This window comes from Micromonospora sp. DT233 (genome assembly GCF_049841815.1).
In the GTDB taxonomy this organism is placed as follows: Bacteria; Actinomycetota; Actinomycetes; order Mycobacteriales; family Micromonosporaceae; genus Micromonospora.
In genome coordinates, this window is the sequence record NZ_JBNCLB010000016.1 from 135,624 (window position 1) to 157,982 (window position 22,359).

At 74.1% G+C, this 22,359-nt stretch carries 20 protein-coding genes; 8 read left to right on the top strand and 12 right to left on the bottom strand.

Annotated elements, in window-relative coordinates; genetic code table 11:
- The first annotated feature begins 151 nt into the window (after nucleotides 1-151).
- Complete coding sequence (locus ACLQ2V_RS25015) at nucleotides 152-706, top strand: low molecular weight phosphatase family protein (protein ID WP_425721015.1); 555 nt, start codon at nucleotides 152-154, stop codon at nucleotides 704-706.
- Here the strand turns inward: ACLQ2V_RS25015 and ACLQ2V_RS25020 are convergent.
- The 10 genes from ACLQ2V_RS25020 to ACLQ2V_RS25065 all read right to left on the bottom strand — a co-directional run bounded on the left by ACLQ2V_RS25020 (nucleotide 687) and on the right by ACLQ2V_RS25065 (nucleotide 10,005).
- On the bottom strand, nucleotides 687-2,174 hold the full coding sequence (locus ACLQ2V_RS25020; protein WP_425721016.1) for a polysaccharide biosynthesis tyrosine autokinase: 1,488 nt from the start codon (nucleotides 2,172-2,174) through the stop codon (nucleotides 687-689). The genes ACLQ2V_RS25015 and ACLQ2V_RS25020 overlap by 20 nt on opposite strands.
- Before the next feature lie 339 nt (nucleotides 2,175-2,513).
- The gene (locus tag ACLQ2V_RS25025; RefSeq protein WP_425721017.1) at nucleotides 2,514-2,792 is read right to left on the bottom strand and encodes a hypothetical protein; all 279 of its coding nucleotides are present in this window, start codon (nucleotides 2,790-2,792) and stop codon (nucleotides 2,514-2,516) included.
- 3 nt (nucleotides 2,793-2,795) lie between these two features.
- Nucleotides 2,796-3,149 (bottom strand): DUF1622 domain-containing protein, encoded by a 354-nt coding sequence (locus tag ACLQ2V_RS25030; protein ID WP_425721018.1) that lies wholly within the window; start codon nucleotides 3,147-3,149, stop codon nucleotides 2,796-2,798.
- 38 nt (nucleotides 3,150-3,187) lie between these two features.
- On the bottom strand, nucleotides 3,188-3,775 hold the full coding sequence (locus ACLQ2V_RS25035) for a TMEM165/GDT1 family protein (protein WP_425721019.1): 588 nt from the start codon (nucleotides 3,773-3,775) through the stop codon (nucleotides 3,188-3,190).
- 211 nt (nucleotides 3,776-3,986) lie between these two features.
- Complete coding sequence (gene egtD, locus ACLQ2V_RS25040) at nucleotides 3,987-4,952, bottom strand: L-histidine N(alpha)-methyltransferase (RefSeq protein WP_425721020.1); 966 nt, start codon at nucleotides 4,950-4,952, stop codon at nucleotides 3,987-3,989.
- A gap of 51 nt (nucleotides 4,953-5,003) precedes the next feature.
- Entirely contained in the window at nucleotides 5,004-5,753 is a 750-nt protein-coding gene (gene egtC, locus ACLQ2V_RS25045; protein ID WP_425721021.1) for an ergothioneine biosynthesis protein EgtC, read from the bottom strand.
- A complete protein-coding gene (gene egtB, locus ACLQ2V_RS25050) occupies nucleotides 5,753-7,084 on the bottom strand; it encodes an ergothioneine biosynthesis protein EgtB (protein WP_425721022.1) in 1,332 nt (443 codons plus the stop codon). The genes egtC and egtB overlap by 1 nt, the downstream gene beginning before the upstream one ends.
- Entirely contained in the window at nucleotides 7,081-8,331 is a 1,251-nt protein-coding gene (egtA, locus tag ACLQ2V_RS25055; protein ID WP_425721023.1) for an ergothioneine biosynthesis glutamate--cysteine ligase EgtA, read from the bottom strand. The genes egtB and egtA overlap by 4 nt, the downstream gene beginning before the upstream one ends.
- A gap of 160 nt (nucleotides 8,332-8,491) precedes the next feature.
- Nucleotides 8,492-9,373: a hypothetical protein gene (locus ACLQ2V_RS25060; RefSeq protein ID WP_425721024.1), complete on the bottom strand. Its 882-nt coding sequence runs from the start codon at nucleotides 9,371-9,373 to the stop codon at nucleotides 8,492-8,494.
- The gene (locus ACLQ2V_RS25065; protein ID WP_425721025.1) at nucleotides 9,370-10,005 is read right to left on the bottom strand and encodes an RNA polymerase sigma factor; all 636 of its coding nucleotides are present in this window, start codon (nucleotides 10,003-10,005) and stop codon (nucleotides 9,370-9,372) included. The genes ACLQ2V_RS25060 and ACLQ2V_RS25065 overlap by 4 nt, the downstream gene beginning before the upstream one ends.
- Nucleotides 10,006-10,539: 534 nt before the next feature.
- On the opposite strand from ACLQ2V_RS25065, the gene ACLQ2V_RS25070 reads away from it, so the two are divergent.
- The 3 genes from ACLQ2V_RS25070 to ACLQ2V_RS25080 all read left to right on the top strand — a co-directional run bounded on the left by ACLQ2V_RS25070 (nucleotide 10,540) and on the right by ACLQ2V_RS25080 (nucleotide 14,670).
- Nucleotides 10,540-11,940 (top strand): protein kinase domain-containing protein, encoded by a 1,401-nt coding sequence (locus tag ACLQ2V_RS25070; protein WP_425721026.1) that lies wholly within the window; start codon nucleotides 10,540-10,542, stop codon nucleotides 11,938-11,940.
- 173 nt (nucleotides 11,941-12,113) lie between these two features.
- Nucleotides 12,114-13,376 (top strand): nucleotide sugar dehydrogenase, encoded by a 1,263-nt coding sequence (locus tag ACLQ2V_RS25075; protein WP_425721027.1) that lies wholly within the window; start codon nucleotides 12,114-12,116, stop codon nucleotides 13,374-13,376.
- 259 nt (nucleotides 13,377-13,635) lie between these two features.
- The gene (locus ACLQ2V_RS25080) at nucleotides 13,636-14,670 is read left to right on the top strand and encodes a hypothetical protein (protein WP_425721028.1); all 1,035 of its coding nucleotides are present in this window, start codon (nucleotides 13,636-13,638) and stop codon (nucleotides 14,668-14,670) included.
- Between the two features lie 120 nt (nucleotides 14,671-14,790).
- On the opposite strand, the gene ACLQ2V_RS25085 is transcribed toward ACLQ2V_RS25080, so the two are convergent.
- On the bottom strand, nucleotides 14,791-15,024 hold the full coding sequence (locus ACLQ2V_RS25085) for a DUF6289 family protein (RefSeq protein ID WP_425721029.1): 234 nt from the start codon (nucleotides 15,022-15,024) through the stop codon (nucleotides 14,791-14,793).
- A gap of 184 nt (nucleotides 15,025-15,208) precedes the next feature.
- The gene (locus ACLQ2V_RS25090) at nucleotides 15,209-16,324 is read right to left on the bottom strand and encodes an NYN domain-containing protein (protein ID WP_425721030.1); all 1,116 of its coding nucleotides are present in this window, start codon (nucleotides 16,322-16,324) and stop codon (nucleotides 15,209-15,211) included.
- 291 nt (nucleotides 16,325-16,615) lie between these two features.
- On the opposite strand from ACLQ2V_RS25090, the gene ACLQ2V_RS25095 reads away from it, so the two are divergent.
- From ACLQ2V_RS25095 to ACLQ2V_RS25110, 4 genes are all read left to right on the top strand, one after another.
- Complete coding sequence (locus ACLQ2V_RS25095; protein ID WP_425721031.1) at nucleotides 16,616-18,196, top strand: class I SAM-dependent methyltransferase; 1,581 nt, start codon at nucleotides 16,616-16,618, stop codon at nucleotides 18,194-18,196.
- A gap of 91 nt (nucleotides 18,197-18,287) precedes the next feature.
- Entirely contained in the window at nucleotides 18,288-19,295 is a 1,008-nt protein-coding gene (locus ACLQ2V_RS25100) for a hypothetical protein (RefSeq protein WP_425721032.1), read from the top strand.
- A 238-nt stretch (nucleotides 19,296-19,533) separates the two neighbouring features.
- Nucleotides 19,534-21,645 carry a cellulose binding domain-containing protein gene (locus tag ACLQ2V_RS25105; protein WP_425721033.1) on the top strand — a complete coding sequence of 704 codons (2,112 nt, stop codon included), beginning with the start codon at nucleotides 19,534-19,536 and terminating at the stop codon, nucleotides 21,643-21,645.
- 175 nt (nucleotides 21,646-21,820) lie between these two features.
- Nucleotides 21,821-22,213, top strand: coding sequence for a hypothetical protein (locus ACLQ2V_RS25110; protein WP_425721034.1), 393 nt, complete (start codon nucleotides 21,821-21,823; stop codon nucleotides 22,211-22,213).
- Nucleotides 22,214-22,359 lie beyond the last annotated feature (146 nt).

The following is a 22,359-nucleotide window of genomic DNA, read 5'->3' on the forward strand; positions in this document are numbered from 1 at the left end:
GGCGCTGCCACGAATCGCGACAATTGCCCCGTAAGCTGCCGACGGCCCGCGCGCCGGCGTCGAAACGGCCGGCGGCGCGGCCACCCCGGGCCGGCCCGACCGCCCGGTCGCCCCGGACCCACGTGCCACTCGACCGCTGGGAGGGCCCGCGATGGCCGACCGCATCCTGTTCGTCTGCCACGCCAACCTGTGCCGCTCGCCGATGGCCGAGTACCTGGCCGGGGCGTTGCTGGCGAAACTGCCGGTGGAGGTGGCCAGCGCCGGCACGGCCGCCGTGGACGGCCGGCCGATGCACCCGTACGCCGCCGAGGTGGTCGCCGGGACCGGGCGCGACCCGGCGGCGTTCCGCAGCCGGGCGCTGACCCCCGCTCGGTTGGCCGACGCCGCGCTGGTGCTGACGGCGGGCCGGCGGCAGCGGGCCGCCTGTGTGTCGCTGGCCCCCGCCGCCCTGCACCACACCTTCACCCTGCGCCAGTTCGCTCGGCTCGCGGAGCTGGCCGATACGCCGGACGGTACGGACGCCGGGGCGCTGCGGGCGGCGGTGCGGGCCGCCGTCCGGGCCCGGGGGCGGATGCAGCCGACGGCGCCCGCCGACGACGACCTCAACGACCCGATCGGCGGCACGCCGGCGGATTTCCGGCGCTGCGCGCAGGAGATCGAACGGTCGCTGACCCCGGTCGCCGTGCTCATCGAGGCAGCCGGGTGAGTTCCTGCGTCGGGTCGGCGGCCGGCGCCGAATCGAAGAACCCGCTGCCCCGCCCGGTCGCCGCCGCGCCGGCCCGCTCCCCCGCCGGTTCGGCCGGGGGCACCGCCGGTGGCGGGGCCGCCGCCTCGACCCGGTAGCTCTCGTACTGGTCGGCCTCGGTGCGGCCGAGCTTGGCCATGTTGAGCACGCAGCCGAGCAGCCGCACGGAGACCGACTGCAGCGCCTCGGCGGCGGCGGCGACCTGGCCGCGCTCGGTGCGGCCGTACCGGCTGACCAGCAGCGCCCCGTCGGCCTGGACGGCGACGACGACGCCGTCGGTGACGGTGTGCAGCGGGGCGGTGTCGATCACCACGATGTCCGCCGACTCCCGCAGCACCAGCAGCAGATCGGCCATCGACTTGCTGCCCAGCAGCTCGCTGGGGTTCGGCGGGACCGAGCCGGCGGGGAGCACCAGCAGGGACTTGTCGCCCCAGCGCTGCACCACGTCGCCCACGCTGACGTCGCCGAGCAGCACGTCGGTCAGCCCGACGCCGGACTCCAGGCCCAGGTACTCGGCCACCTTCGGCCGGCGCAGGTCGGCGTCGACCAGCGCGACCCGCCAGCCGGCCTCGGCCAGCGCGATGGCCAGGTTGCAGGAGAGCGTGGTCTTCCCCTCCCCCTGCAGCGCGCTGGTCACCGCGATGACGCGGGCCGGCTCGTGGACGTCGACGAAGCGCAGGTTCGTGCGGAGCTTGCGTACCGCCTCGGCCCGCGCCGACGTGGCCGCCGCCCCCACGATCAGCGGCGCGTCGCGCGCGGCGGGGTCGAACGGGATCTCACCGAGCAGCGGGCTGCCGGTGGCCCGTTGCAGGCCGACGGCGTCCCGCAGGCGGGTGTCGAGCCGGGTGCGGAGCACGGCCAGGCCGAGGCCGGCCAGCAGGCCGGCGAGCGCGCCGACGGCGAGGTTGAGCGCCGGCTTGGGCGACACCGGGCTGGAGCCCACCCGTGGGCCGCTGATCACCTCCACCCTGATCGGCGCGGTCCGCCCCTCGACGGGGGTCTCCACGGCCCGGACCAGCTCGACGAACTGGGCGGAGACCGCCTCGGTCAGCCGCAGCGCCCGCGTGGCGTCGGTGTCGGTGACGGTGCCGCGCAGCAGGACGGTGTCGGGGACGGTGCTGGCGCTGATGCGGGACTGCACCTCCTCGGCGGTGAGCCCGAGCGGGGCCTTCGCCACCACGCTCTGCGCCAGCCGGTCGCTCTGCAGCAGGTCGGTGTAGGACTTGACGCGCTGCTGCATGAAGATGCTGCCCTGGTACGCCTCGCTGACCCCCTGGTTCGGGATGGTCACGAAGTAGGTCACCGAGGCGACGTACCGGGGCTTGGTCTTGACCGTGACCAGCGCGGCCACGCCCAGGCTCACCATGACGGCGACCAGGACCACCCACCAGCTGCGCCGGACGGCCCGGAGGTATTCGCGAACATCCATCAGCCGGGAAGCCCCCGTCCGGTCCGTGCGGTCGACTTGTCAAGCACAAGAGCTCCTCAGCAGTCACGGGCGGTCGCCGGCTCCGTCGGCCCCCACCCAGCGCATCCGGTTTTCACCGACCGACTGTAGAGGATGTAAGCGGCAAAATACGCCAAACAGCCCAGTGGGAGGACACCGCCGTCGATGGGGGCAGGGGCCACCGTCGAATGCATTCGGAACAACTGCCGCAGGGCCGGTGAAGTGATGCTCCGTCCCTGGTCAACTCGCCTTTTATCAGCTGGCCGGCGGTGGCGACTCATCCCGTTGTCATCCCGGGTCCGGTGAAACGTCTCCTGCCGATCACCGTAGGACGGGACGGTCGGGCGCGCAGCGCGGTGCGCAAGAATCGACGGTCGGCGGGCCGGCGCTCAGCACCCGCCACAGCGCGGCGCGCAGCGCGACGATCGCGGCGGCCCCGGCGAGTTCCCGCCAGCCCTGGTCCCCGGTCAGCCGCAGCAGGCCGGCCGCCGTCAGCAGGTCCAGCAGCACCCGCAGCGCACAGCGCCACGAACGGGACGCCAGCAGCACCGCCAGGCCGGCGACCAGCGCGGCGGCGGTGACGGTCGACGTGGGCGGCACCGGTCATCCCTCCGGGTGCACCTGTCGCTGTTCCTGGGCGATCTCCCGGCGCAGGAAGTAGTTCAGCGCGGTCCGGATGGCGGCGATGGCGGCCAGCTTGCCGATCTGGTCGAAGGTCGGCGACACGGCGGTCCGCAGGATGTCGGCGGCGAGCTGGAACTCCAGCCCCAGGGTGAGGAAGCGGCCGAGGGTGAGGCGGATGGGGGTGAAGACGGCGGCGCTGCGGTGCCGCAGCCCCTCGACCACGAACCGCAGCGCCGCCCAGAGCGCGCCGACGAAGATCACCGCCGCTCCGGCGATCTCCACCAGGACCACCACCACCTGGTGGACCTGCCGCAGGATCTCGTCCCAGCTCACCTGCGGCCGTTACCCGCCCCGGCGGGCGGTAGTCGGGTTCAGGCGAGCTCGGTGACGGCCTCGAAGATCAGCCAGAGGCCGCAGATGGCGAAGAGCACCGCCGCGCCGTACCGGATGGTGCGCTCGGGCAGGTGCCGACCGAGCATCCGGCCGACGACGATGGCCAGGGCGTCGGCGGCCACCATGCCGAGCGTCGAGCCGAGCCAGGTGCCGAACCAGCCGTACTTGGTGGCCAGGGTGATGGTGGCCAGCATGGTCTTGTCGCCCAGCTCGGCGAGGAAGAACGCGACGCCGACGGCGACGATGGCGGACTTGGTGCTCCGCTCCGCCTTGCGCTTCTCCTCCTCGGTGAGCTTGTCCCCGCGCAGCGACCAGGCGCCGAAGCCGAGGAAGGCCAGGCCGGCGACGAGCGAGATCCAGCCGGTGGGCAACGCCGCGCCCAGGCCGTACCCGATGGCCACCGAGGCCAGGTGGACGAGGGCGGTGGCGATCGTGATGCCGATCAGCACCGGCAGCGGTTTGAACCGCGTGGCGAACGTCAGGGCCATGAGCTGGGACTTGTCGCCCAGCTCCGCGACGAAGATGACGCCGAAGCTGACGACCAGCGCGACGAGGAAGCCTTCCATGGCACCCTTTCCGGTTTTGCCGGGCCAGGGTGTGGGGCGCCCTCGACCCGGCCGTTGTGCACAGCCTGGATCGAAGGTCTCGCCCGCCCCACCACCGGTGGGGCCGCGTGGCCGGATGCGGAACGCATCAGCGTGTCGACCACGACATTGGGGGCTACTCCCCTTCGCCGCCTCAGCCTAGTCGACCGGCCACCCGGTCGCCCGGCGGGGCTCAGTCGGCGCGGGCCAGGGTGACCCCGAAGAGGCCGGCGGCGTCGGTCCAGAACTGCTCGGCGGCGAAGCCCGCCGCGCCCAGCTCCGCCGCGATCCGCTCCGGTCGGAACTTCGCCGACACCTCGGTACGCAGCTCCTCCCCCACGGCGAACTCCACGTCCAGGTCGAGCACCCGGACCCGGACCGGGCGCTCGGCGCGCAGCCGCATCTCGATCCATTCCTGTTCCGGGTCCCAGAGTGCGACGTGGCTGAACGCCGCCGGATCGAAGTCCGCGCCCAGCTCCCGGTTGAGCACCCGCAGCACGTTGCGGTTGAACTCGGCGGTCACCCCGGCGGCGTCGTCGTAGGCGGGGACGATCACCGCCGGGTCCTTCACCAGGTCCGTGCCGACCAGCAGCCAGTCGCCGGGTTCCAGGGCCGCGCGCATGGCGGCGAGGAAACCGGCCCGCTCGGCGGGGAGCAGGTTGCCGATCGTCCCGCCGAGGAAGACCACCAGCCGACGCCCCCCGGCGGGGAGCCGGTCGAGGTGGCGGGTGAAGTCCCCGACGATGCCGCGCACCCGCAGCCCCGGGTAGTCGGCGGCGATCCGCTCGGTGGAGTCCCGCAGGGCGCTGACCGAGACGTCCAGCGGCACGAAGGTGCCCAGCCCGCGGCGCCGGGTGAAGGCGTCCAGCAGCAGCCGGGTCTTCTCCGACGACCCGGAGCCCAGCTCGATGAGGGTCTTCGCCCCGGTCAGCTCGGCGATCTGGCCGGCCCGCTCGGCCAGCACCGCGCGCTCGGCGCGGGTCGGGTAGTACTCCGGCAGGCGGGTGATCTCCTCGAACAGCTCGCTGCCCCGCGCGTCGTAGAACCACTTGGGCGGCAGCCACTTCGGCGTCGCGGCCAGTCCGGCACGGGCGTCCTCGCGCAGCCCATGGCCGAGGTCGTGGTCCTCCAGGCAGATCTCCAGCGGTTCCGCGTCCATCAGCTTTCCCCCTTCGTCGTGTGGTCCTCCCCCTGCCCGGCGGGCCGCCGGTCACCCGTCGGCCAGGGCGGCGATCCGGGTGCCTGCGGCGGTGGCCACCACCAGCCGCCCCTCCGGCACCGCCTGCCAGCCGGGATCGTCGTCGTGCGGCTCCGAGGCCAGCAGCACCGCCCCCGTGGCCTGCCGGATCGACAGCGCGTGCCCGGCGACGCTGGCCACGACGGTGCGCCCGTCGGTGAGCAGCAGGTTCAGCCGGGACCCGGGGGCCGCCGCCGCGACCCGCAGCACCGTCTCGGCGACCGCCCGCGCCGGGTCCTCGCCAGCGCGCAGCCGGTCCCGCACCAGCGCCCAGAGCAGCGCGGTGTCGGTCGGCGCGTCCAGGGTGAGCAGGTCGCGTACGGGCAGCCGCCCGGCCAGCCCGGTGACCGTGTCGGGCCAGCCGCGCACCACCCCGTTGTGGCTGAACAGCCACGGCCCCTCGGCGAACGGCGCGGCGGCGGTGTCCAGCACCGGCATCCCGACGGTGGCCGACCGGACCGCCGCCAGCACCGCGCCGCTGCTGGTCGTCGCGGCCAGCTCCGGCAGCGTCACGTCGCTCCACATCGGCGTGCCCCGCCGGTAGCGCACCGGCGGGCCGCCGCCGGCCGGGTACCAGCCGACGCCGAAGCCGTCGGCGTTGATCGTGCCGCCGCCGCGCATGTCCCGGGGCGCCCAGGACTGCCGCAGCAGCGAGTACGGCGGGTCGTAGAGCAGGGTGCGCAGGCTCACCGGCGGCCCGACGTACGCCAGGTGCCGGCACATCAGGCGGCCAACTCCTGCGGCCGCAGGTCCCGGGCGCAGCGGAAGCCGCTGAAGATCTGCCGTCGGATCGGGTAGTCCCAGTTGCGGAACGTGCCCCGGCAGGCGGCCCGGTCGGTGCCGAAGGACCCGCCGCGCAGCACCCGGTGCTCGTCGCCGAAGAACACCTCCGAGTACTCCCGGTAGGGGAACGCGACGAACCCCGGATGGCCCCGGAACGGGCTGGCCGTCCACTCCCACACGTCACCGATCAACTGGTGGACCCCCAGCGGCGACGCGCCGGCCGGGTACGCCCCCACCGGGGCCGGCCAGAGGTGGCGTTGACCGAGGTTGGCGTGCTCGGGGCCCGGGTCGGCGTCGCCCCACGGGTAGCGGCGCGACCGCCCGGTCGCCGGGTCCCAGCGGGCGGCCTTCTCCCACTCCGCCTCGGTGGGCAGCCGCTTGCCGGCCCACGCCGCGTACGCCCGCGCCTCGTGCCAGCAGACGTGCACCACCGGCTCGTCGGCACGCACCGCCGACCAGCGGCCGAACCGCCGGTACGCCCACCCGTCGCCGTCGCGCCGCCAGTGCAGGGGCGCGCTCAGCCCGGCCTCGGTGCGGTGCCGCCAGCCGGCGGCGTCCCACCAGCGCGGGTCGTCGTACCCGCCGTCGGCGATGAACTCGGCGTAGCGGCCGTTGGTGACCGGGGCGGCGTCGATGGCGTACCCGGGCAGGCGCACGGTGCGGGCGGGGCGCTCGTTGTCCAGCGCCCACGGGTCGGTGGAGGTGCCCATCGTGAACTCGCCGGCCGGGACGACGACCTCCTCGACGACCCGGGCGCGGGGCTCCGGCGGCGGCGGGGCAGGCAGCACCGGCGGGCCGGCCCGCAGTTGGTGGGTGGCGAGCATGGTCTCGTCGTGCTGCTGCTCGTGCTGGACGATCATGCCGAAGGCGAAGCCGTCGGCGACCAGCGGCCGGTCGGTGAACGGCACCCGGTCGAGCAGGTCGTGCACCTTGTCCCGCACGGTGGCCAGGTAGGCGCGGGCCTCGGCCGGCGGCAGCAGCGGCAGCGCCGGCCGGTCGCTGCGGGGCTGCTTGAACGCGTCGTACAGGTCGTCGATGTCGCGGCGCACCGGTTCGCGCCCGCCGACGTCGCGGACCAGCCAGAGCTCCTCCTGGTTGCCGACGTGGGCCAGGTCCCAGACCAGCGGGGACATCAGGGGCGAGTGCTGACGGGTCAGGTCGTCGTCGTCGACCGCCTCGGTGAGCAGGGCGGTCCGCGCCCGGGTGCGCGCCAGTTCGGCGGCGATCCGGTCGCGCAGCCGCTGCGCGCCGAGGTCGTGGAGGGCCGTCACGGTTGCTTCCTCTCCGCGGCGGCCAGCCGCCGCCGCACTCCCCGGGTCGTCTCGTCGCGCAGCGGGCCGGGCAGGTCGAGTCGTGGCAGGGCCTGTAGCGCGAGGCCGAGCAGGCCGGCGGCGGCCCGCGCCAGGGGTTCGTCGGCCAGCCCGTACCGGGCGGCGGCGTGCCACCGGTCGGCCACCGGCGCGGCCAGCGTCGCGGCCCGGCCCAGCGTGGTGGCGTCGGCGAAGAGCGCGGCGAGCACGGTCGCCGGCAGCCGCCAGTCCGCCCCGGCCTGGGTGTCCAGGTAGCGGATCTCCAGGTAGCCGCGGGGCCGCACCACCGGGAACAGGGTGCTGAGGTGGTAGTCGAGGTCGTCGGTGGTGGGCGGGCGGGGCAGCGCGCCGGCGAGCCAGTCGCCGAAGGTCACCCCGGCCGGCGGCGTCCAGTCGGCGGTGTCGCCCTCCGGGCGGTCGCCGCGCAGGCAGAGCAGCGGCGCGGCCAGCGCGTACGCCGTCCAGGCCGCCACCGGGTCCGCGTCGGGCCGGGCGGGGGTCCAGACCGGCCGGGTGCGGGCCGGGTCGATGCCCAGCCAGGCCGCCATCCGCGCGGACGCCCACCCGGTGCGCCGCCCGGCGTGCCGGCCGGCGGTGGCGAACGCGGCCAGCAGCGGCGGGCCGACCGCATGCGCCGCCGCCCAGCGGGCCGCCACCTGGGCCGGCTCGCCCGCGTCGAGGCAGACCTGCAGGCCGGCGGTGCTGTACATCATGGTCCGGCCGGCCGCCCCGTGCCGGTCGAAGACGCACCGCATGGCGCGGTAGCGCGGGGTCTCCACGACCGGGCGCGGCGCCCGGAACGGGTCGATGCCGGTGCGGCCGAGCGTCAGGCCGGCGGCCCGGAGCAGGCCGGTGACCTGGGCGATGTCGGCGTCGGTCGCCTCGACCAACGCGGCCACCGAGGGCCACGGCGGGGTGGAGAGCTCCAGTTGGCCGCCGGGCTCGACGGTCACGGCGCTGCCGTGGCGCAGCGGCACGGCGGGGCTGGCGCCGTCGATCGTGCGGGGGGCGTGCGGCCCCAGCGCCGCGCGCAGCCGTCCCCGGTCGACGGGGAGGGTGGGGTCGGCGGCGTCGTGCACGGTCCATTCCAGTTCCACGCCGGTGTGAGTGGGTGGGCCGGTCTTGAAGCAGATCCGGGCGATGTGGCGGGCAGCGTCGGCGGCCTCCCGCAGGACGGTGTTGCGATCCAGTTCCGGCGATGTCACCACGAGACGATTCCTCCCCTCGCTGGGCTGACCGCCACAGGGGTCGACGCCTCGCGCACGGTCGCTCCGAGGGGCGGTCCGGGGTCCTTCCATCCCTGTCTAGCAGACGAAATGCGCTCGTTTCGGCGTAACAGATGTTTCCTGGCGATCCCGGGCTGCGCCGTCAGGCGGTGGGCGGGCTCCGTCGCCTGCCGGCGGGCGTCCTCTCGCGACCCGTCCGGTCCGGTTCGGGCCGCTGGGAGCGTGCGGGAGGGCCGGGGTCGCCGTCGGCCAGCAGGGCGCGGCAGAAGCCCTCCACCTGCCCGGCACCGCCCGCCGCGGTGACCAGGGGGGCGAAGCCGGGCGTGGTCAGCGCCCGCCGTCGCCCGGCGACCGGCTTGTCCAGGTACGCCCGGCAGAGCCCGGGAAGCTGGGCGTCGCCCGGGTGCCCCGGCCCGGTGGGTGTCCGTGGCCCGGACGGGGACGGGCCGCTCGGCCGCCCGCTCGGGCCGGGGCCCGGGGTCGCGGTGCTGGGGGCGGGGGTCGCGGTCCCCGTCGCGGTGGGACCGGGGCCGGTGGTCACCGGGCCGGTGGGCCCGGGATCGCTCGGGCGGGTCGGCAGGGAGCTCGGTGCCGTCACCGGTTGCGCCGCCCGGTCGAGGGCGGTCGCCGCGACGGCGACGCCGGCGGTCGCGGTGACGGCCAGCGCCCCGATCCAGGCCAGCGCGCCGACGGTGAGCCGCCGGCGACCGGGCGCCCGCGCCGGGGCCGACGTCGGGGCCGCGTGGGCGGCCCGGAAGGCGGCGAGCGCCGCCTCCTCGCCGGCCAGTTCGACCGGCCGGGCCGGGCCGGCGGCGGCGACCAGCAGGCGGAACAGCGGATCGACGGCCTCCCCCGCAGCCGTCGCGGCGGCGCCCTCCCCGTCGGCGGCGGCGGGGTCGCCGACGCGCTGATCGCGGGCCGCGGCGTCGCCGGTGGCGGCGGTGCGGCGGGCCGCGTCGAGCAGCCGGTCGGACTCGCGGCGGTCGGCGGTCGGCTCGGGGCCGACCGACCTTCGTAGGCTCATCGGCTCCCCCTCACGTCGCCATCGGCCGGCGCGGGGCGCGGGACCTGCGGTGCCGGCCGCGCCGGCCGGCCCGGCACCGAGGTGGCGGGCGGGACCGGGTCGTGTCGTTGCACGAGCACGGCGAGCCGGCGCAGACCCCGGTGGGCGGCGGTGCGTACCGCGCCGGCCCGGCGGCCCAGCACCCGGCCGGCGGTCTCGGCGTCGAGGCCGATCACGGCGCGTAGCAGCACCGCCTCGGCCTCCCGGGGCGGCAGGGTCGCGATCAACGCCAGCGCCGCCTCGGTGCCGAGGCTCTCGCCGGCCCGCTCGGCCGTGTCGGCGTCGCCGGGCAGGTCGCCGAGGTCGTGCAGCGGCACCGGCACCGACGGCCGGCGGCGCTGGCGGCGCAGGTGGTCCATGGCCCGGTTCCGGGCGATGGTGACCGCCCAGGCCCGGAACTCACCGCCGGTGAAGGTGGGCAGGTCGCGGGCGATCTGCAACCACGTCTCGGAGGCGACGTCCTCCGCCTCCGCCCCGACCAGGGCGGTCAGGTAGCGCAACAGGCCGGGCTGCAGGCTGCGGTAGAGCACACGGAAGGCGTCCTCGTCGCCGGCCCGGGCCGCGCCGACCGCCTCGTCCCACTCGCCGGTCACGGCCGCACCGCATCCACTGCCGGCGCAGCGCCGACGCGCCCCGGCCGGGGTGCCCGCGAGGTCGATCCGGTCCCGGTGGCCGGGCCGCCCTGCACACCCATCAGCCCCCCGCCGACCGCTCCCGCCCAACCCGCACGGGTCGGAGAGTACGCCCTGCGACGCGCAGCGCGCGTCCCGCGGCGGTGCTGCCACGCCGATCGGCAGGGCGATCCGGCCGGCGCGAGGGTAGGAGCGTGCGGTCGGGCCGGCAAGGCGGAGGACGGCCGAAAAAAGTGAGAATTATCAAGCGGCGAACGCGGTTGACAGGGCCCCGCTTCCGGCCGCCCCGGCGGTCGGCGTCGCGCAGCCGCGCCCGGGTGCCCCCGTCTGGGCTGGCCACGGTCGCCCCGGCGACCCGGCCTGACCCGCCGTCACGAGACGATCACCAGAGTTGAGGTGCGCGAACCCGCCTTTCGCCCCGCCGTCGGGGGCGGCCCGGCCGGCTCGCCCCCGACGCGAGAAGTGTTCGCGGCCGGCTCTGGGTACGGTAGTGCCGTGTTGTCTTCAGGAGTCGTACTCAGCGGCCGGTACCGCCTGGACGACCGTGTCGCCACCGGCGGCATGGGTGACGTCTGGCGTGCCACGGACCAGTCCCTCGGCCGTCAGGTCGCGGTGAAGGTCCTGCTGCCAGCGCTGGTCTCCGACCCCGACTTCATCGCCAGGTTCCGGGCCGAGGCGCGGATCATGGCGGCCCTGCGGCACCCGGGCATCGTGCAGGTCTACGACTGCGGCGAGGACGACCTGCCCGACGGCGGGAAAGCCGACTACCTGGTGATGGAATTCGTCGACGGCCAGCCGCTGTCCAGGCGGATCGAGGCGGCCGGGCAGCTCGGCGTCGCCGAGACCATGTCGGTCGTCGCCCAGGCGGCCCAGGCGCTGCACACGGCGCACGCCGGTGGCATCGTGCACCGCGACGTCAAGCCGAGCAACCTGCTGGTGCAGGAGGACGGCACCGTCGTGCTGGTCGACTTCGGGGTGGCCCGGTCGACCAACATCACGAGCATCACCAGCGCCAACGCGGTGCCGGGCACCGCGCTCTACATGGCCCCCGAGCAGGCGGCCGGCCGGCCGGTCTCCGGGGCCACCGACATCTACGCGCTGGGCGCGGTGGCGTACTGCTGCCTGACCGGCGGGCCGCCGTTCACCGGGGACAATCCGCTTCAGGTGGCCGTCCGGCACCTCGACGACGAGCCGCCGGAGCTGCCGCAGGAGATCCCGGCGGCGGTGCGCGAGCTGGTGGCCCGGGCCCTGGCGAAGGACCCGGCCGAGCGGTACGCCACCGGCGCGGCGATGGCCGACGCCGCACGGGCCACGATCGCGGACGGTTCGGCGCCCACCAGCACCGTGCCGGCCGCGTTTCGCGGGGCCGGCGGGGCCGGCTCGGGCGTCAGCGGCACCACCCGCGACGACCTGCCGCCGGTGCGCTCGGGTGCCGTGCGTCCCACGGCCGCCCTGGGTGGCCGTCGACGCGGCCCCCTGGTCGGCGCGCTCGTGGCCGTGCTGGTGGCGCTGACCGCGCTCGGCGCGGCCCTGGGGGCCGCCCGGACCTCGGACGCGCCCGCGCCCAAGATCCAGCCGACCGCCCCGGTGGCCGTACCGACCCAGCAGGGCCAGAACTCGGGGGCCACCGAGGAGGTCGAGGTCGACCAGGACGACCGGCCCCGGCCGGGTCCGGGGCGCACCTCCGCGCCGGCCAGCGCGACGCCGACCCCGCTGCCGAGCGGGTCGGCCCGGCCGGTGCCCTCCGGGATGCCCACGAGGACCAGGCCGGCCGAGCCGCCGCCGACCACCGCCAGCACCCCGGCCGAGCCGCCGCCCACCACGGCCAGCACCCCGGCCGACCCGCCGCCGACGACCGCCAGCACCCCGGCCGACCCGCCGGCCGAGGTCGAGTGACCTGCGCACGCCAGCGGTAGCCGCCGCGCGCCGCGCGACCCCGGCCGGATCGTCGATCCGGCCGGGGTCGCCGCTTTCCCACCGGCCCCGTCATCCCCAAAACGGACTTTAAGCTCAGATGCTCCCTTAGGCTGACGAGGATGCACGTTCCGTCGTCTGCCGCAGGAGCACGGGTGAGCGCTGAGAAGTTGATCGTCATCGGCCAGGGATACGTGGGGCTGCCGCTGGCCATGCGGGCCGTCGAGGCGGGCATGGACGTCGTCGGCCTCGACGTCGACGCCGACCGGGTCAAGCGGCTCGCCTCCGGCGAGTCGTTCGTCGAGGACATCCCGACCGACCGGCTCGGCCGGGCGCTGGGCAGCGGGCGATACCACCCGAGCACGGAGTACGCCGACGCCGAGGGCTTCGACGTCTGCGTGATCACCGTGCCGACCCCGCTGCGCGACGGCGTTCCCGACCTGAGCTTCGTCGAACGGGCCGGCGTGGCCATCGGCCCGTACGTGCGGCCGGGCTGCGCGGTGATCCTGGAGTCGACCACCTATCCCGGCACCACGGAGGAGTTGCTCCGGCCGCTGCTGGAGGCGGGCAGCGGGCTGACCAGCCCCGGCGACTTCCACCTCGGCTACAGCCCGGAGCGGATCGACCCGGGTAACCCGGTGTGGCGGCTGGAGAACACCCCGAAGGTGGTCTCCGGGGTCGACGCGGCCTCCCGCGACCGGGTCGACGCGTTCTACCGTCGGCTGGTCGAGCGGACCGTCCCGGTGGACTCCACCCGCGTCGCCGAGCTGACCAAGCTGATCGAGAACACCTTCCGCCAGGTCAACATCGCGCTGATCAACGAGCTGACGATGCTCAGCCACCACCTCGACATCGACGTCTGGCAGGCCATCGAGGCGGCCGAGACCAAGCCGTTCGGGTTCATGCCGTTCCGCCCCGGGCCGGGGGTGGGCGGGCACTGCCTGCCGATCGACCCCTGCTACCTCTCCTGGCAGGTCAAGCGGCGGCTCGGCCGGCAGTTCCGCTTCATCGAGCTGGCCAACGACATCAACCACGAGATGCCCGAGCACGTCGCCCAGCGGATCATGGGTGGGCTCAACCGGGCCGGCCGGGCGGTCAGCGGGGCCCGGCTGCTGCTGCTGGGGTTGGCGTACAAGAAGAACACCGGCGACATGCGCGACTCCCCCGCCGTCGACGTGGCCCGCCGGCTGCAGGCCCTCGGCGCGCAGGTCCGGGCGGTCGAGCCGTACGCCGAGCCGCACCACGTCCCGGCCGGGGTGACCCTGGTCGGCCTCAGCGAGCGCGAGGTCCGCCAGGCCGACGCGGTGGTCGTGGTGACCGACCACGACTGCCTCGACTACGACCTGGTGGTGCGGCACGCCCGGTACGTCTTCGACACCCGCAACCGCTGCCACGGCACCACCGTCGAGCGGCTCTGACGGGTCGTGCCGATGGGTGCGGCGTGACCGCGTACCGGAGGAGGCTCTGCGGACATTGATACACGCCGTATGGCCATTCCTCGTTCGGCGTTCCCCCGTATCCGGGAATTACCACCTGACCGGCATATGCGGACGCGCTTCAAGCAATCGACATTCTTGAGTGTTTCTTTATTCGGGGGCCTCGCCCTACAGTGAGCGGGCCGAGTGGTCATCCCCATTCCCCGCCACTTGCGACCACCGCCCTCCGAAAGGGACACGCATGCGAATCGCCCGCAACCGTCCACGTCCCCGCGCCGCGCGACTGCTGCTCGGTGCCGCTCTCACCGCCGTCATGGCGTTCTCCGTGGGCGGCACCGCCGCGTCCGCCGTCGAGAAGGACGGCGGCATCGCCGCCAACGCCCGCACCGACGCCTACATCCGGGACATCGCCACCGACACCGGCCTGGAGCCGCACGGCGCGATCTACTCGTCGTTCTTCAACAGCCCGGACGTCAAGATCTGCCCCACCGCCGTCGAGTGCGCCACGTCCATCAGCCCCACCGTCGGCTCGACGGTGCACATTTTCGGAAAGCTCCGCGTGCCGGGACCGTACGGTTCCGGAATCAGCGCGGGAACGCTGAAGGCGTACTACACCACCTCCGGTGGCGCCGCGGTCTGGCCGACGCACTGGACGCCGATCGGCTCGAAGCCGGTGGTGGCCGCCCCGGGCGTCACCACGGCGTCGATCGAATGGCCCGTCGTGCCCACCATCGGGCACTTCTGCCTCCTGCTGCGCTGGGAGTCGCCGACCGACCCGATGCTCTTCGAGGGCTCGGCGACGTCGATCAACACGCAGTACAACAACAACATCGCCTGGAAGAACGCCAACACCGTCCCGGCGGGCCCCAACGTGGGCCCCGCGGTCCGGCCGTACGCCCTGGCGAACCCGCTGGCGGCGCCGGCCCGCTACGACCTCGCGTTCCGGCCGCTGGGTGAGCCGCTGCCGGGCGCCAACATCGTCGTCGACCTCGGCCCGGAGCTGTTCGAGCGCTGGCGGGCCGCCGGTGGCCAGGGCGAGGGCATCCGGGTGGTCGGCCGAAGCGCCGTGCAGATCGTCGACCCGGCCAAGGCGCAGATCAAGGCGCTGCTGATCAACCCGGACGAGCGGCCGGTGCTGTCGATCAGCTTCTCGACCTCTCAGGAGTTGCAGCGGCCGTACCAGCTCCAGGTCGTCCAGGTCGGCCCGGTCAACGACGACGGCAGGAAGTACGACGTCGGCGGGGTGGACTACACCTTCGAGCCCGCCAAGCGCTGATCGAGGCAGCCGGTGGGCCGGGTGTCGGGGCTGCGATCCCCGACACCCGGCCCTCGCCGTGCCCCCGCCACGACCGCCGGCCTGACCCGGTGCCGGGGTCGAGCCGCCGGGGCGAGGGGATCAGCAGGGGGTCTCGACGAAGACCGGGTAGCCCGAGAGGACGCCCCAGGTGCTGACGTCGCCGACGCAGCCCTCGAACTTCTGCCCGACGACGGTGGTGTGGCTGGCGTCGGAGTGGTAGCTGGTCACGCACTGGTGGTCGATCTTGCAGGCGCGGGCCTGCGCCGGCGTACCGGGCACGACGAGGACGGCGGCGCCCACCAGGGCGACGGTCAGCAGCAGGCGACGGATCACGGGAGTCCCCTTTCGGCGGCGCGACGGGCGTCCCGCCCGGGTGACCCGTCGTCGCATCGATCACCATGTATCGATGTCTCAACGTAGCCGTCCGCGCCGGGCGCGGCAACGAGGGGCCGGGCGCGCAGGCCGGCGGCAGGGCTCTCCGGCACCCCGCCCGCGCTGCGGGGTGCCGGAGGGCGGGTCAGGCGGTCGGCGCGGTGAGCAGGTAGTCGTCGGCCTCCGCGTTCCACTCAAGGTGCACCGCGCCGCCGGTCGCCGCCGCCTTGCAGAACTGGAGGAAGCCGCGGTAGCCGAGCTTCTTCTCGCTGAAGTCGGGCCGGACCCGGCGAAGCTGGTTCTTCAACCCGGACAGGGCCACGGCCCCGCCGGCCCCGGCCAGGTCCTGCACGACGGAGCGCACCAGCGCGAAGGCCACCTCCTGGTCGCCGTGCTCGGGCAGGGACACCTCCGGGTCGCCCTTGGCGGGGCCCTCCGCGAGCTCGACCACCCGCTGCGCGGCGAGGTGCCGCAGCAGCTCACCGAAGGTGCGGAAGCCGTAGTCGGACTCGCTGAACGTCGGGTCCTTGCGCAGCAGGGTGCGCTTGAGCGTCGAGGCGGTCACCTCGCCGCCGGAGCTGCCCTGCAGGCCGGCCACGGTCTGGGCCACCAGCACGGCCAGGGTGTCGGCGTCGCGGGCCGACTCCTCGGCCGCCGGCTGCGCCTCGGGCTCCTGCTCGGGCTCCTGCTCGGGCTTCGGGTGCTGGCGCGTCGGCTCCACCGGCGACGGTTCGGCCGTGGAGAGCCGGGCCGGCCGGCCGCGCCGCCCGCGCGTCGGCGGGGCGTCGACGCCCTCGAGGCGGTCGTAGTAGAGGAACTCGTCGCAGGCGGGCGGCAGCAGCGCGGAGGTCGACTTCTCCACGCCCACGCCGATGACCCGCTTGTTGAGCTCCCGCAGCTTGTGCACCAGCGGGGTGAAGTCGCTGTCGCCGGTGCAGATCACGAACGTCGAGACGTACGCGCGCTCGAAGGCCAACTCGATGGCGTCGACGGCCATCTTGATGTCGGCGGCGTTCTTGCGCGACGCGCCCATCCGCTGCGGCATCTCGATCAGCTCGACGTGGGAGCGGGTGAGCATCCGCCGGTCCTCGTCGAAGTACGACCAGTCGGCGTAGGCCCGACGGACGACCACCCGGCCCCGCTCGGCCAGGGCGTCGGCGATGGGCCGCAGGTCGAAGGCCATGCCGCCAAGGTGTTCGCGCGCCCCCAGAGCGAGGTTCTCGTAGTCGAGGAAAAGGGCGATCCGGTCTTCTTGATCCACGCCGTCAGCCTACGCCGGGGTGCCGCCGCACCAGGGCGTACGGGCCGGGACGGGAGCCGACGCGTCGCGCCGGAGGGGGGTGGTCCCTGGCAGGATGGCCGGGTGGACCCGAACTCCGGCGCCGGTCTGCTGCACCAGCTGACGTCGTACGTCCCGAGCGCGAGTGGGACGTCCCCGTCGACGGCCCACGCGTACGCCTCGCGCGCCGGTGGCCCCGGGCGCCCCGGCCGAGGTCCGGCCGGTCACGCCCCGGCTCGGCGGACCTGACCGGGGTCGGCTAGGAAGATGACCATGCCCCGCTACCTCCTCTTCCCCGGCCGCCACCACCTGCTGACCCGATTCCAGGCGGAGTACCTGCGCCGGCTCGCCGCGCCCACGGGCGACAAAACCGGGGACGGGACGGCCGGCGGGGCGACCGTGGTCTGGGCGGTCACCTCCGCCAACCACGAGAACACCCGACGCAACCCGGTGCCCTACCACCGCCGGGAGGCGGCGATCGAGCGGTTCAGCGTGCTGGCCGGGCTGCGCTCGGTGGTCGTACCCGTCTTCGACACCGCCGTGACCGACCGGTTCGCCGAGGTGACCCTGAAGAACGTGGCGGCGGCCACCGGCCTGGAGCTGACCCCCGCCGACACGGTGGTGGCCTGCTCCACCCCGGAGGTCGCCGCGATGTACGAGCGGCTCGGCTTCCCCATCGCCGGGGTGGAGGCGGAGGTCGAGCCGACGCCCGCCCGGCCCTGGGAGGTGCTGCTGCGCCTCGCCGCCGGCGACCCGTCGTGGCGGGACCTCGCCCACCCCGCGACCGCCGACGTGTACGCCCGCTACCGCCTCGACGACCTGGTGCGGGCGGTGGTCAACGACCCGGTCGTCGGCGACGAGGGCGGCCTGACGCCGACCCGCGACTACCGGACGTACGCCGAGGCGTTCGCCGACGCCGCGCAGCGCAAGTGGGCGGCGGTGCGCGAGCACGTGCGGCCCGGCCGGATCGTCGACGTCGGCTGCGGCGCCGGGGCGGTGCTGGAGCTGGCCGACCGGGACCCGGCCCTGCGGGAGAGCGACCTGATCGGCGTCGAGGTGGCCCGGCACCTGTTCGAGGAGTGCGTGCACAAGAAGGCGCAGGGCTTCTTCACCAACCCGAACGTCTTCTTCTACCGCCGCAACGTGCTCGGCGGGGCGGTCTTCGCGCCGCGCTCGGTGGACACCACGATGACCTTCGCGCTGACCCACGAGATCTGGTCGTACGGCGACCGGATGGCCTCGCTGCGCCGTTTCGTGCAGGCCATCTACGACCACACCGTGCCCGGCGGGGTATGGATCAACAGCGACGTGTGCGGGCCGGACGGCCAGGACGCGACGGTGCGGCTGCGCCTGGCGACGACCGACGGCGCGAACCCGCCCCGGCCGCGCACCGACCTGGCGTCCCTGCCGCCGCAGGAGGCGGCGGCCCACGTCGCCGGGCTGTCGACGCGGGCCCGGCTGGACCAGTTCGCGGTCGACTGGCGGTTCCCGCTGGCGTACCGGCCGGTGCCGGCCGGGGCCGATCGCGCGGCGGAGCACGAGGTCGGCCCGGACGGGGCGGTGGTGGAGCTGACGCTGGGCGCGGCGATGGACTTCCTGACCCGCAAGGACTACACCGACAACTGGCTGTCGGAGACCCGGGAGCAGTTCTGCGGCCTGGAGTACGCCGGCTGGAAGGCGCTCCTGGCCGACGTCGGCTTCGAGGTCGACCCGGCCAGCGGGCCGTTTCGCAACGACTGGATCGCCACCAATCGCCTCGCCCCGGTGGCCGCCCTCTCCACCGTCGACGGTCGGCCGCTGGACTGGCCGGTCACCCACGTCCTGCTGGTCGCCCGCCGCCCGGTCAACACCTGACCCGGCCGTCGCCGGGCCCACCTCGGGCCCGGCGACCGCGCCGGCCGCAGGGGGGTCACCCCGCCCGGGTTTCCGGTGGCAGGATCGCCGGGTGAATTCCATTCCGGCGCTCCTCGCGACCCTGCACGAATGCCACCGCCAATTGGCGGAGTACGGCGCCCGGCTGCATCGCGACTACGACTTCGGCACCGAGGGCGCCCACTTCACCCACCTGGACACGGAGAAGAGCCGGACCGACGATTCGATCTCCGTCGAGGTTCGATCCGCGCTGCAGACCAATCCCGAGTCGTTCCTGACGAACGACTACTACATCGCGCTGCGGCTCCGGATCTCCCCGCGAGAGGCGCGCGTCGAGTCCTCCGTCGCGGCGTACCTCGACGTGGCGGTCAACGCCTACGGCCCCGACTCCCACGTGCTCCACGAACGCCGGACCGATTGTCGAGACCTCGACGAGGCCCTGCGCGCGGCGTCCGAGCATGTGTCGGCACTGCAGCACATCGAGGACTACCCGAAGACGCTCGGCCTGCCCCTGCGCCGGCAGGGCCTCGCCCCCACCGCCCGGCCGGTGCCGGCCCACGCCCCCCTGGCGGCCGACCGGGTCGGGATGGAACGTGCCGGGGGCGAGGGCTCGACCGGGCTGGCGGAGGCGACAGCGTTTCTCACCGCCCTGCACCAGTGCGCCTTCGACCTGGACGAATGTCACCTCTACGTGGAGTTCTCCGACACCAGCAAGCCGGTCACCGGCCGTACTTGGATGCAGACCCGCCGGTCCGGCGACTCGTACTGCGTGGAGGTCACCAGCAGACGGGAGATCGGCCTTCAGCCGGGGCCGGACCCGGACGTGGACTTCGGGCCGGTTCGGAACGCGTCCTGCCTGCGGATGTCGCTCTGGTTCTCCCCCCGCGACGCTTGCGTCGAGTCGTCCGTCGAGGCGCACCTGGACGAGGCGGTCGGCCCCCACGCCCCGGGGATTCACGTGTTCCACGACAACAGGTCGGAGAACCTCGACTTCGAGGGGGCCCTACGCGCGGCGCGGGAGCACCTGCTGGCCATCTACCCCGTGAACTATCCCCCGACGCTCCGCATCGATCTGAGGTGACCGGACAACTCCGGGCAGTCGACCTCGGGGGCGCGGGCAGCACGCGGAAAGCGCTTCCCGCTGCGGTCTTGAGCTGGCCGGGACCGCCGTGGGATTCTGATGCGTCGATGAGCGCCGCGCGCGGGGCTGACCGTCGTCCACTGGGCAACCCGAGGGCCTGGCACGGCCGGCGGGGGGACGGCGACAACTGCGATGACCACCGGGCAGTCCGTCTCCGTCGTCCCACGAAGGACTCCACATGCAGAACCCCATCAGCCCCGAGTGCCCCGCGCTGCCCCCGCCCCGGCCCGCCCGCCACCGCTGGTCCGCCCTCGCCGCGAGCCTGCTGCTCGTCGCGGCGGCGGCGGTCACGGTCAGCCCGCCGCGCGCCGGCGCGGCCGTCGACCCGGTCGCCGTCACCGTCAACGCGCGGGCGGGGCTGGCCACCGTGCCGGAGACCGCGCTCGGCGTCAACCAGGCCATCTGGGACAGCAACCTGGGCACCAACGAGACCTCCGACCTGCTGCGCGCGGCCGGCGTGAAGATGCTGCGCTACCCCGGCGGCTCGTACGCCGACATCTACCACTGGAAGACCCACACCGCCCCCGGCGGGTACGTGGCCCCGAACACCGACTTCGACACCTTCATGGCCGGGGCGCGGCGGGTCGGCGCCCAGCCGATGATCATCGCGAACTACGGCACCGGCACCCCGGCGGAGGCCGCCGACTGGGTCCGCTACGCCAACGTCACCAAGAAGTACGGCGCGAAGTTCTGGGCGGTCGGCAACGAGAACTACGGCAACGGCCACTACGGCTCGGCCTGGGAGGCCGACGACCACCCCGACAAGAGCGCCACCCAGTACGCCCGGCTGGTCGTCGACTACGCCGACGCGATGAAGGCCGTCGACCCCACCATCAAGGTCGGCGCGGTGCTGACCATGCCGGGGAACTGGCCCGACGGCATCACCGCCGGGGCCGACCCGGGGCCGTGGAACCGGACCGTCCTCTCGATCGCCGGCCCCAAGATCGACTTCGTGGACGTGCACTGGTACCCGGGCGGCAGCGCCGCCGAGTCGCTGGCCCGCACCGCGCACATCGACGACGCCGCCCACCTGCTGCGCCAGCAGATCGCCACGTACGCGGGGCCGAACTCGGGACGCATCGGCATCAGCTTCACCGAGCTGAACGTCGACGCGGGCCGGACCACCCAGCCGGGCGCGCTCTTCCTCGCCGACGCCTACAGCGACCTGCTGGAGAACGGCGTCTTCACCGTGCAGTGGTGGAACGTGCACAACGGCATCGGCACCGTCTCGCAGGTCGCTGGGCAGACCGACTACGGGGACTTCGGCATCCTCTCCAGCGGCAACTGCACCGCCGACGGGTCGGTCTGCGAGCCACCGCTGAACACGCGCTTCGCCCCGTACCACGGGTTGTCCATGATGAACCTCTTCGTCCGGGCCGGTGACCAGCTCGTCCGCGCCGGCACCGACGAGCCGCTGGTCACCGCGCACGCCGCCCGCCGGGCCAACGGTGACCTGGCGGTGCTGCTGCTCAACAAGGACCCGAACAACGCCCACCCGGTCACCATCGACTACGCCGGGTTCGCCCCGTCGAGCGCGCCGCCGGTGTTCTACACGTACGCCAACGGGGCCAGCGCCATCGCCAGCGGCCAGTCCGGCAGCGCCACCAGTCGCACTCTGCCGGCGTACTCGCTGACCACGCTCGTGCTGCGCCCGGCCGGCGGGGCGGTCACCGGCCAGCCGGGCGCTCCGGGCCAGCCCACCGCGACCGCCGTCACCGACCGGGGCGCGACCATCTCCTGGCCGGCGGCCACCCCGGGCACCAGCCCGATCGCCAAGTACGAGGTGCACCGGCAGCACGGCACGGTCAGCGAGCAGCTCGGCGAGACCTCGGGCACCACGCTGGACGTGGACAACCTGGTGCCCGGCACCAGGTACACGGTCAACGTGCTGACCCGGGACACCGCCGGGCGGGTCTCCTGGTCGTCGCCGCCGCTGACCTTCACCACCGCCGCCACCGCCACCAGCACCTGCGCCGTGCGCTTCGCCAACACCAACGACTGGGGCAACGGGTACGTCGGCGCGGTCGACATCGTCAACACCGGCGACGACCCCATCGACGGCTGGACGCTGTCCTGGACGTGGCCGACCGGCTGGCAGCAGGTGAGCAGCGGGTGGAGCGGCACCTGGGAACAGACCGGCCGGACCGTGCGGGTGACCAGCACCGCCGACAACCGGCAGCTCGCCGGGGGCGGGGGCAGCACGAGCACCGGCTTCGTCGGCGCGTACAGCGGGCCGAACGTGCCGCCGACCGGGTTCACCCTCAACGGCGTGCCCTGCACCGTCCGGTGACGCCACCGTCGGCCCGGGGCCCCGGCACCCGCCGCCTCCCGGGCCGACGGCCCCACCCCGCGCACCCGGCACCCTCGCGCTCCCGAAATGCCCTTGTGGACAAGCGCGATGAACCATAGCGTTCGTCCCGGTTGGCAGCGACATCAACAATTAATGGCGTGAGCGGGGCAAAATCATGGAGACGCTGGCTCTGATTGTCGACGACCGGACGGTCGACCTGGGAAAGCTGGCAGAGTTCGCCCGATCGGTCGGCGACGTCGCAGTCGACGGCCCCGTCCTGACGCTTCGACGCGGCGACGAGCACTGCCACGTGGTAGAGGTGTCCGATCCCGAGGCCGACGGCATCTTCGAAGACTGGCCACAGGCCCGAATTCCGACGTCGCCGCGCGCCATCTTCAGCGTCGACTACCGCGCGCCCGATCTCGCCGCTGCCTTGGTGCAATCGATCGCGCAGCGGTGTCCGCTGACCGTCGACACCAATTATGGTCACCTTGTGCCGGGCGGGGACCTTACGCCCGACATGCTGATTCCTAGGGTAAGAATCTGCGGGCTCGGAGGTGGCGAATGAATCGCGTAGTGGAGGCGATCCGCTGGGACGGAACCGAGGCCGTCTTCATCCTCTTCCTCCTCACCCCCGCTAATACTCCAGCAGGAGATCCGTTCTGACCTGCTGTGGCGGTGTGGTTTTGTCCGTGGTCATGGAGCAGCCACCGC

What these genes read in the sequence shown, in the direction of transcription:
- ACLQ2V_RS25110 (WP_425721034.1), top strand. Translation starts at nt 21,821, where the DNA reads ATGGAGACGCTGGCTCTGATTGTCGACGACCGGACGGTCGACCTGGGA.
- egtD (WP_425721020.1), bottom strand. Translation starts at nt 4,952, where the DNA reads ATGGACGCGGAACCGCTGGAGATCTGCCTGGAGGACCACGACCTCGGC.
- ACLQ2V_RS25035 (WP_425721019.1), bottom strand. Translation starts at nt 3,775, where the DNA reads ATGGAAGGCTTCCTCGTCGCGCTGGTCGTCAGCTTCGGCGTCATCTTC.
- ACLQ2V_RS25020 (WP_425721016.1), bottom strand. Translation starts at nt 2,174, where the DNA reads ATGGATGTTCGCGAATACCTCCGGGCCGTCCGGCGCAGCTGGTGGGTG.
- ACLQ2V_RS25080 (WP_425721028.1), top strand. Translation starts at nt 13,636, where the DNA reads ATGCGAATCGCCCGCAACCGTCCACGTCCCCGCGCCGCGCGACTGCTG.
- ACLQ2V_RS25060 (WP_425721024.1), bottom strand. Translation starts at nt 9,373, where the DNA reads ATGAGCCTACGAAGGTCGGTCGGCCCCGAGCCGACCGCCGACCGCCGC.
- egtC (WP_425721021.1), bottom strand. Translation starts at nt 5,753, where the DNA reads ATGTGCCGGCACCTGGCGTACGTCGGGCCGCCGGTGAGCCTGCGCACC.
- ACLQ2V_RS25095 (WP_425721031.1), top strand. Translation starts at nt 16,616, where the DNA reads ATGCCCCGCTACCTCCTCTTCCCCGGCCGCCACCACCTGCTGACCCGA.
- ACLQ2V_RS25015 (WP_425721015.1), top strand. Translation starts at nt 152, where the DNA reads ATGGCCGACCGCATCCTGTTCGTCTGCCACGCCAACCTGTGCCGCTCG.
- ACLQ2V_RS25105 (WP_425721033.1), top strand. Translation starts at nt 19,534, where the DNA reads ATGCAGAACCCCATCAGCCCCGAGTGCCCCGCGCTGCCCCCGCCCCGG.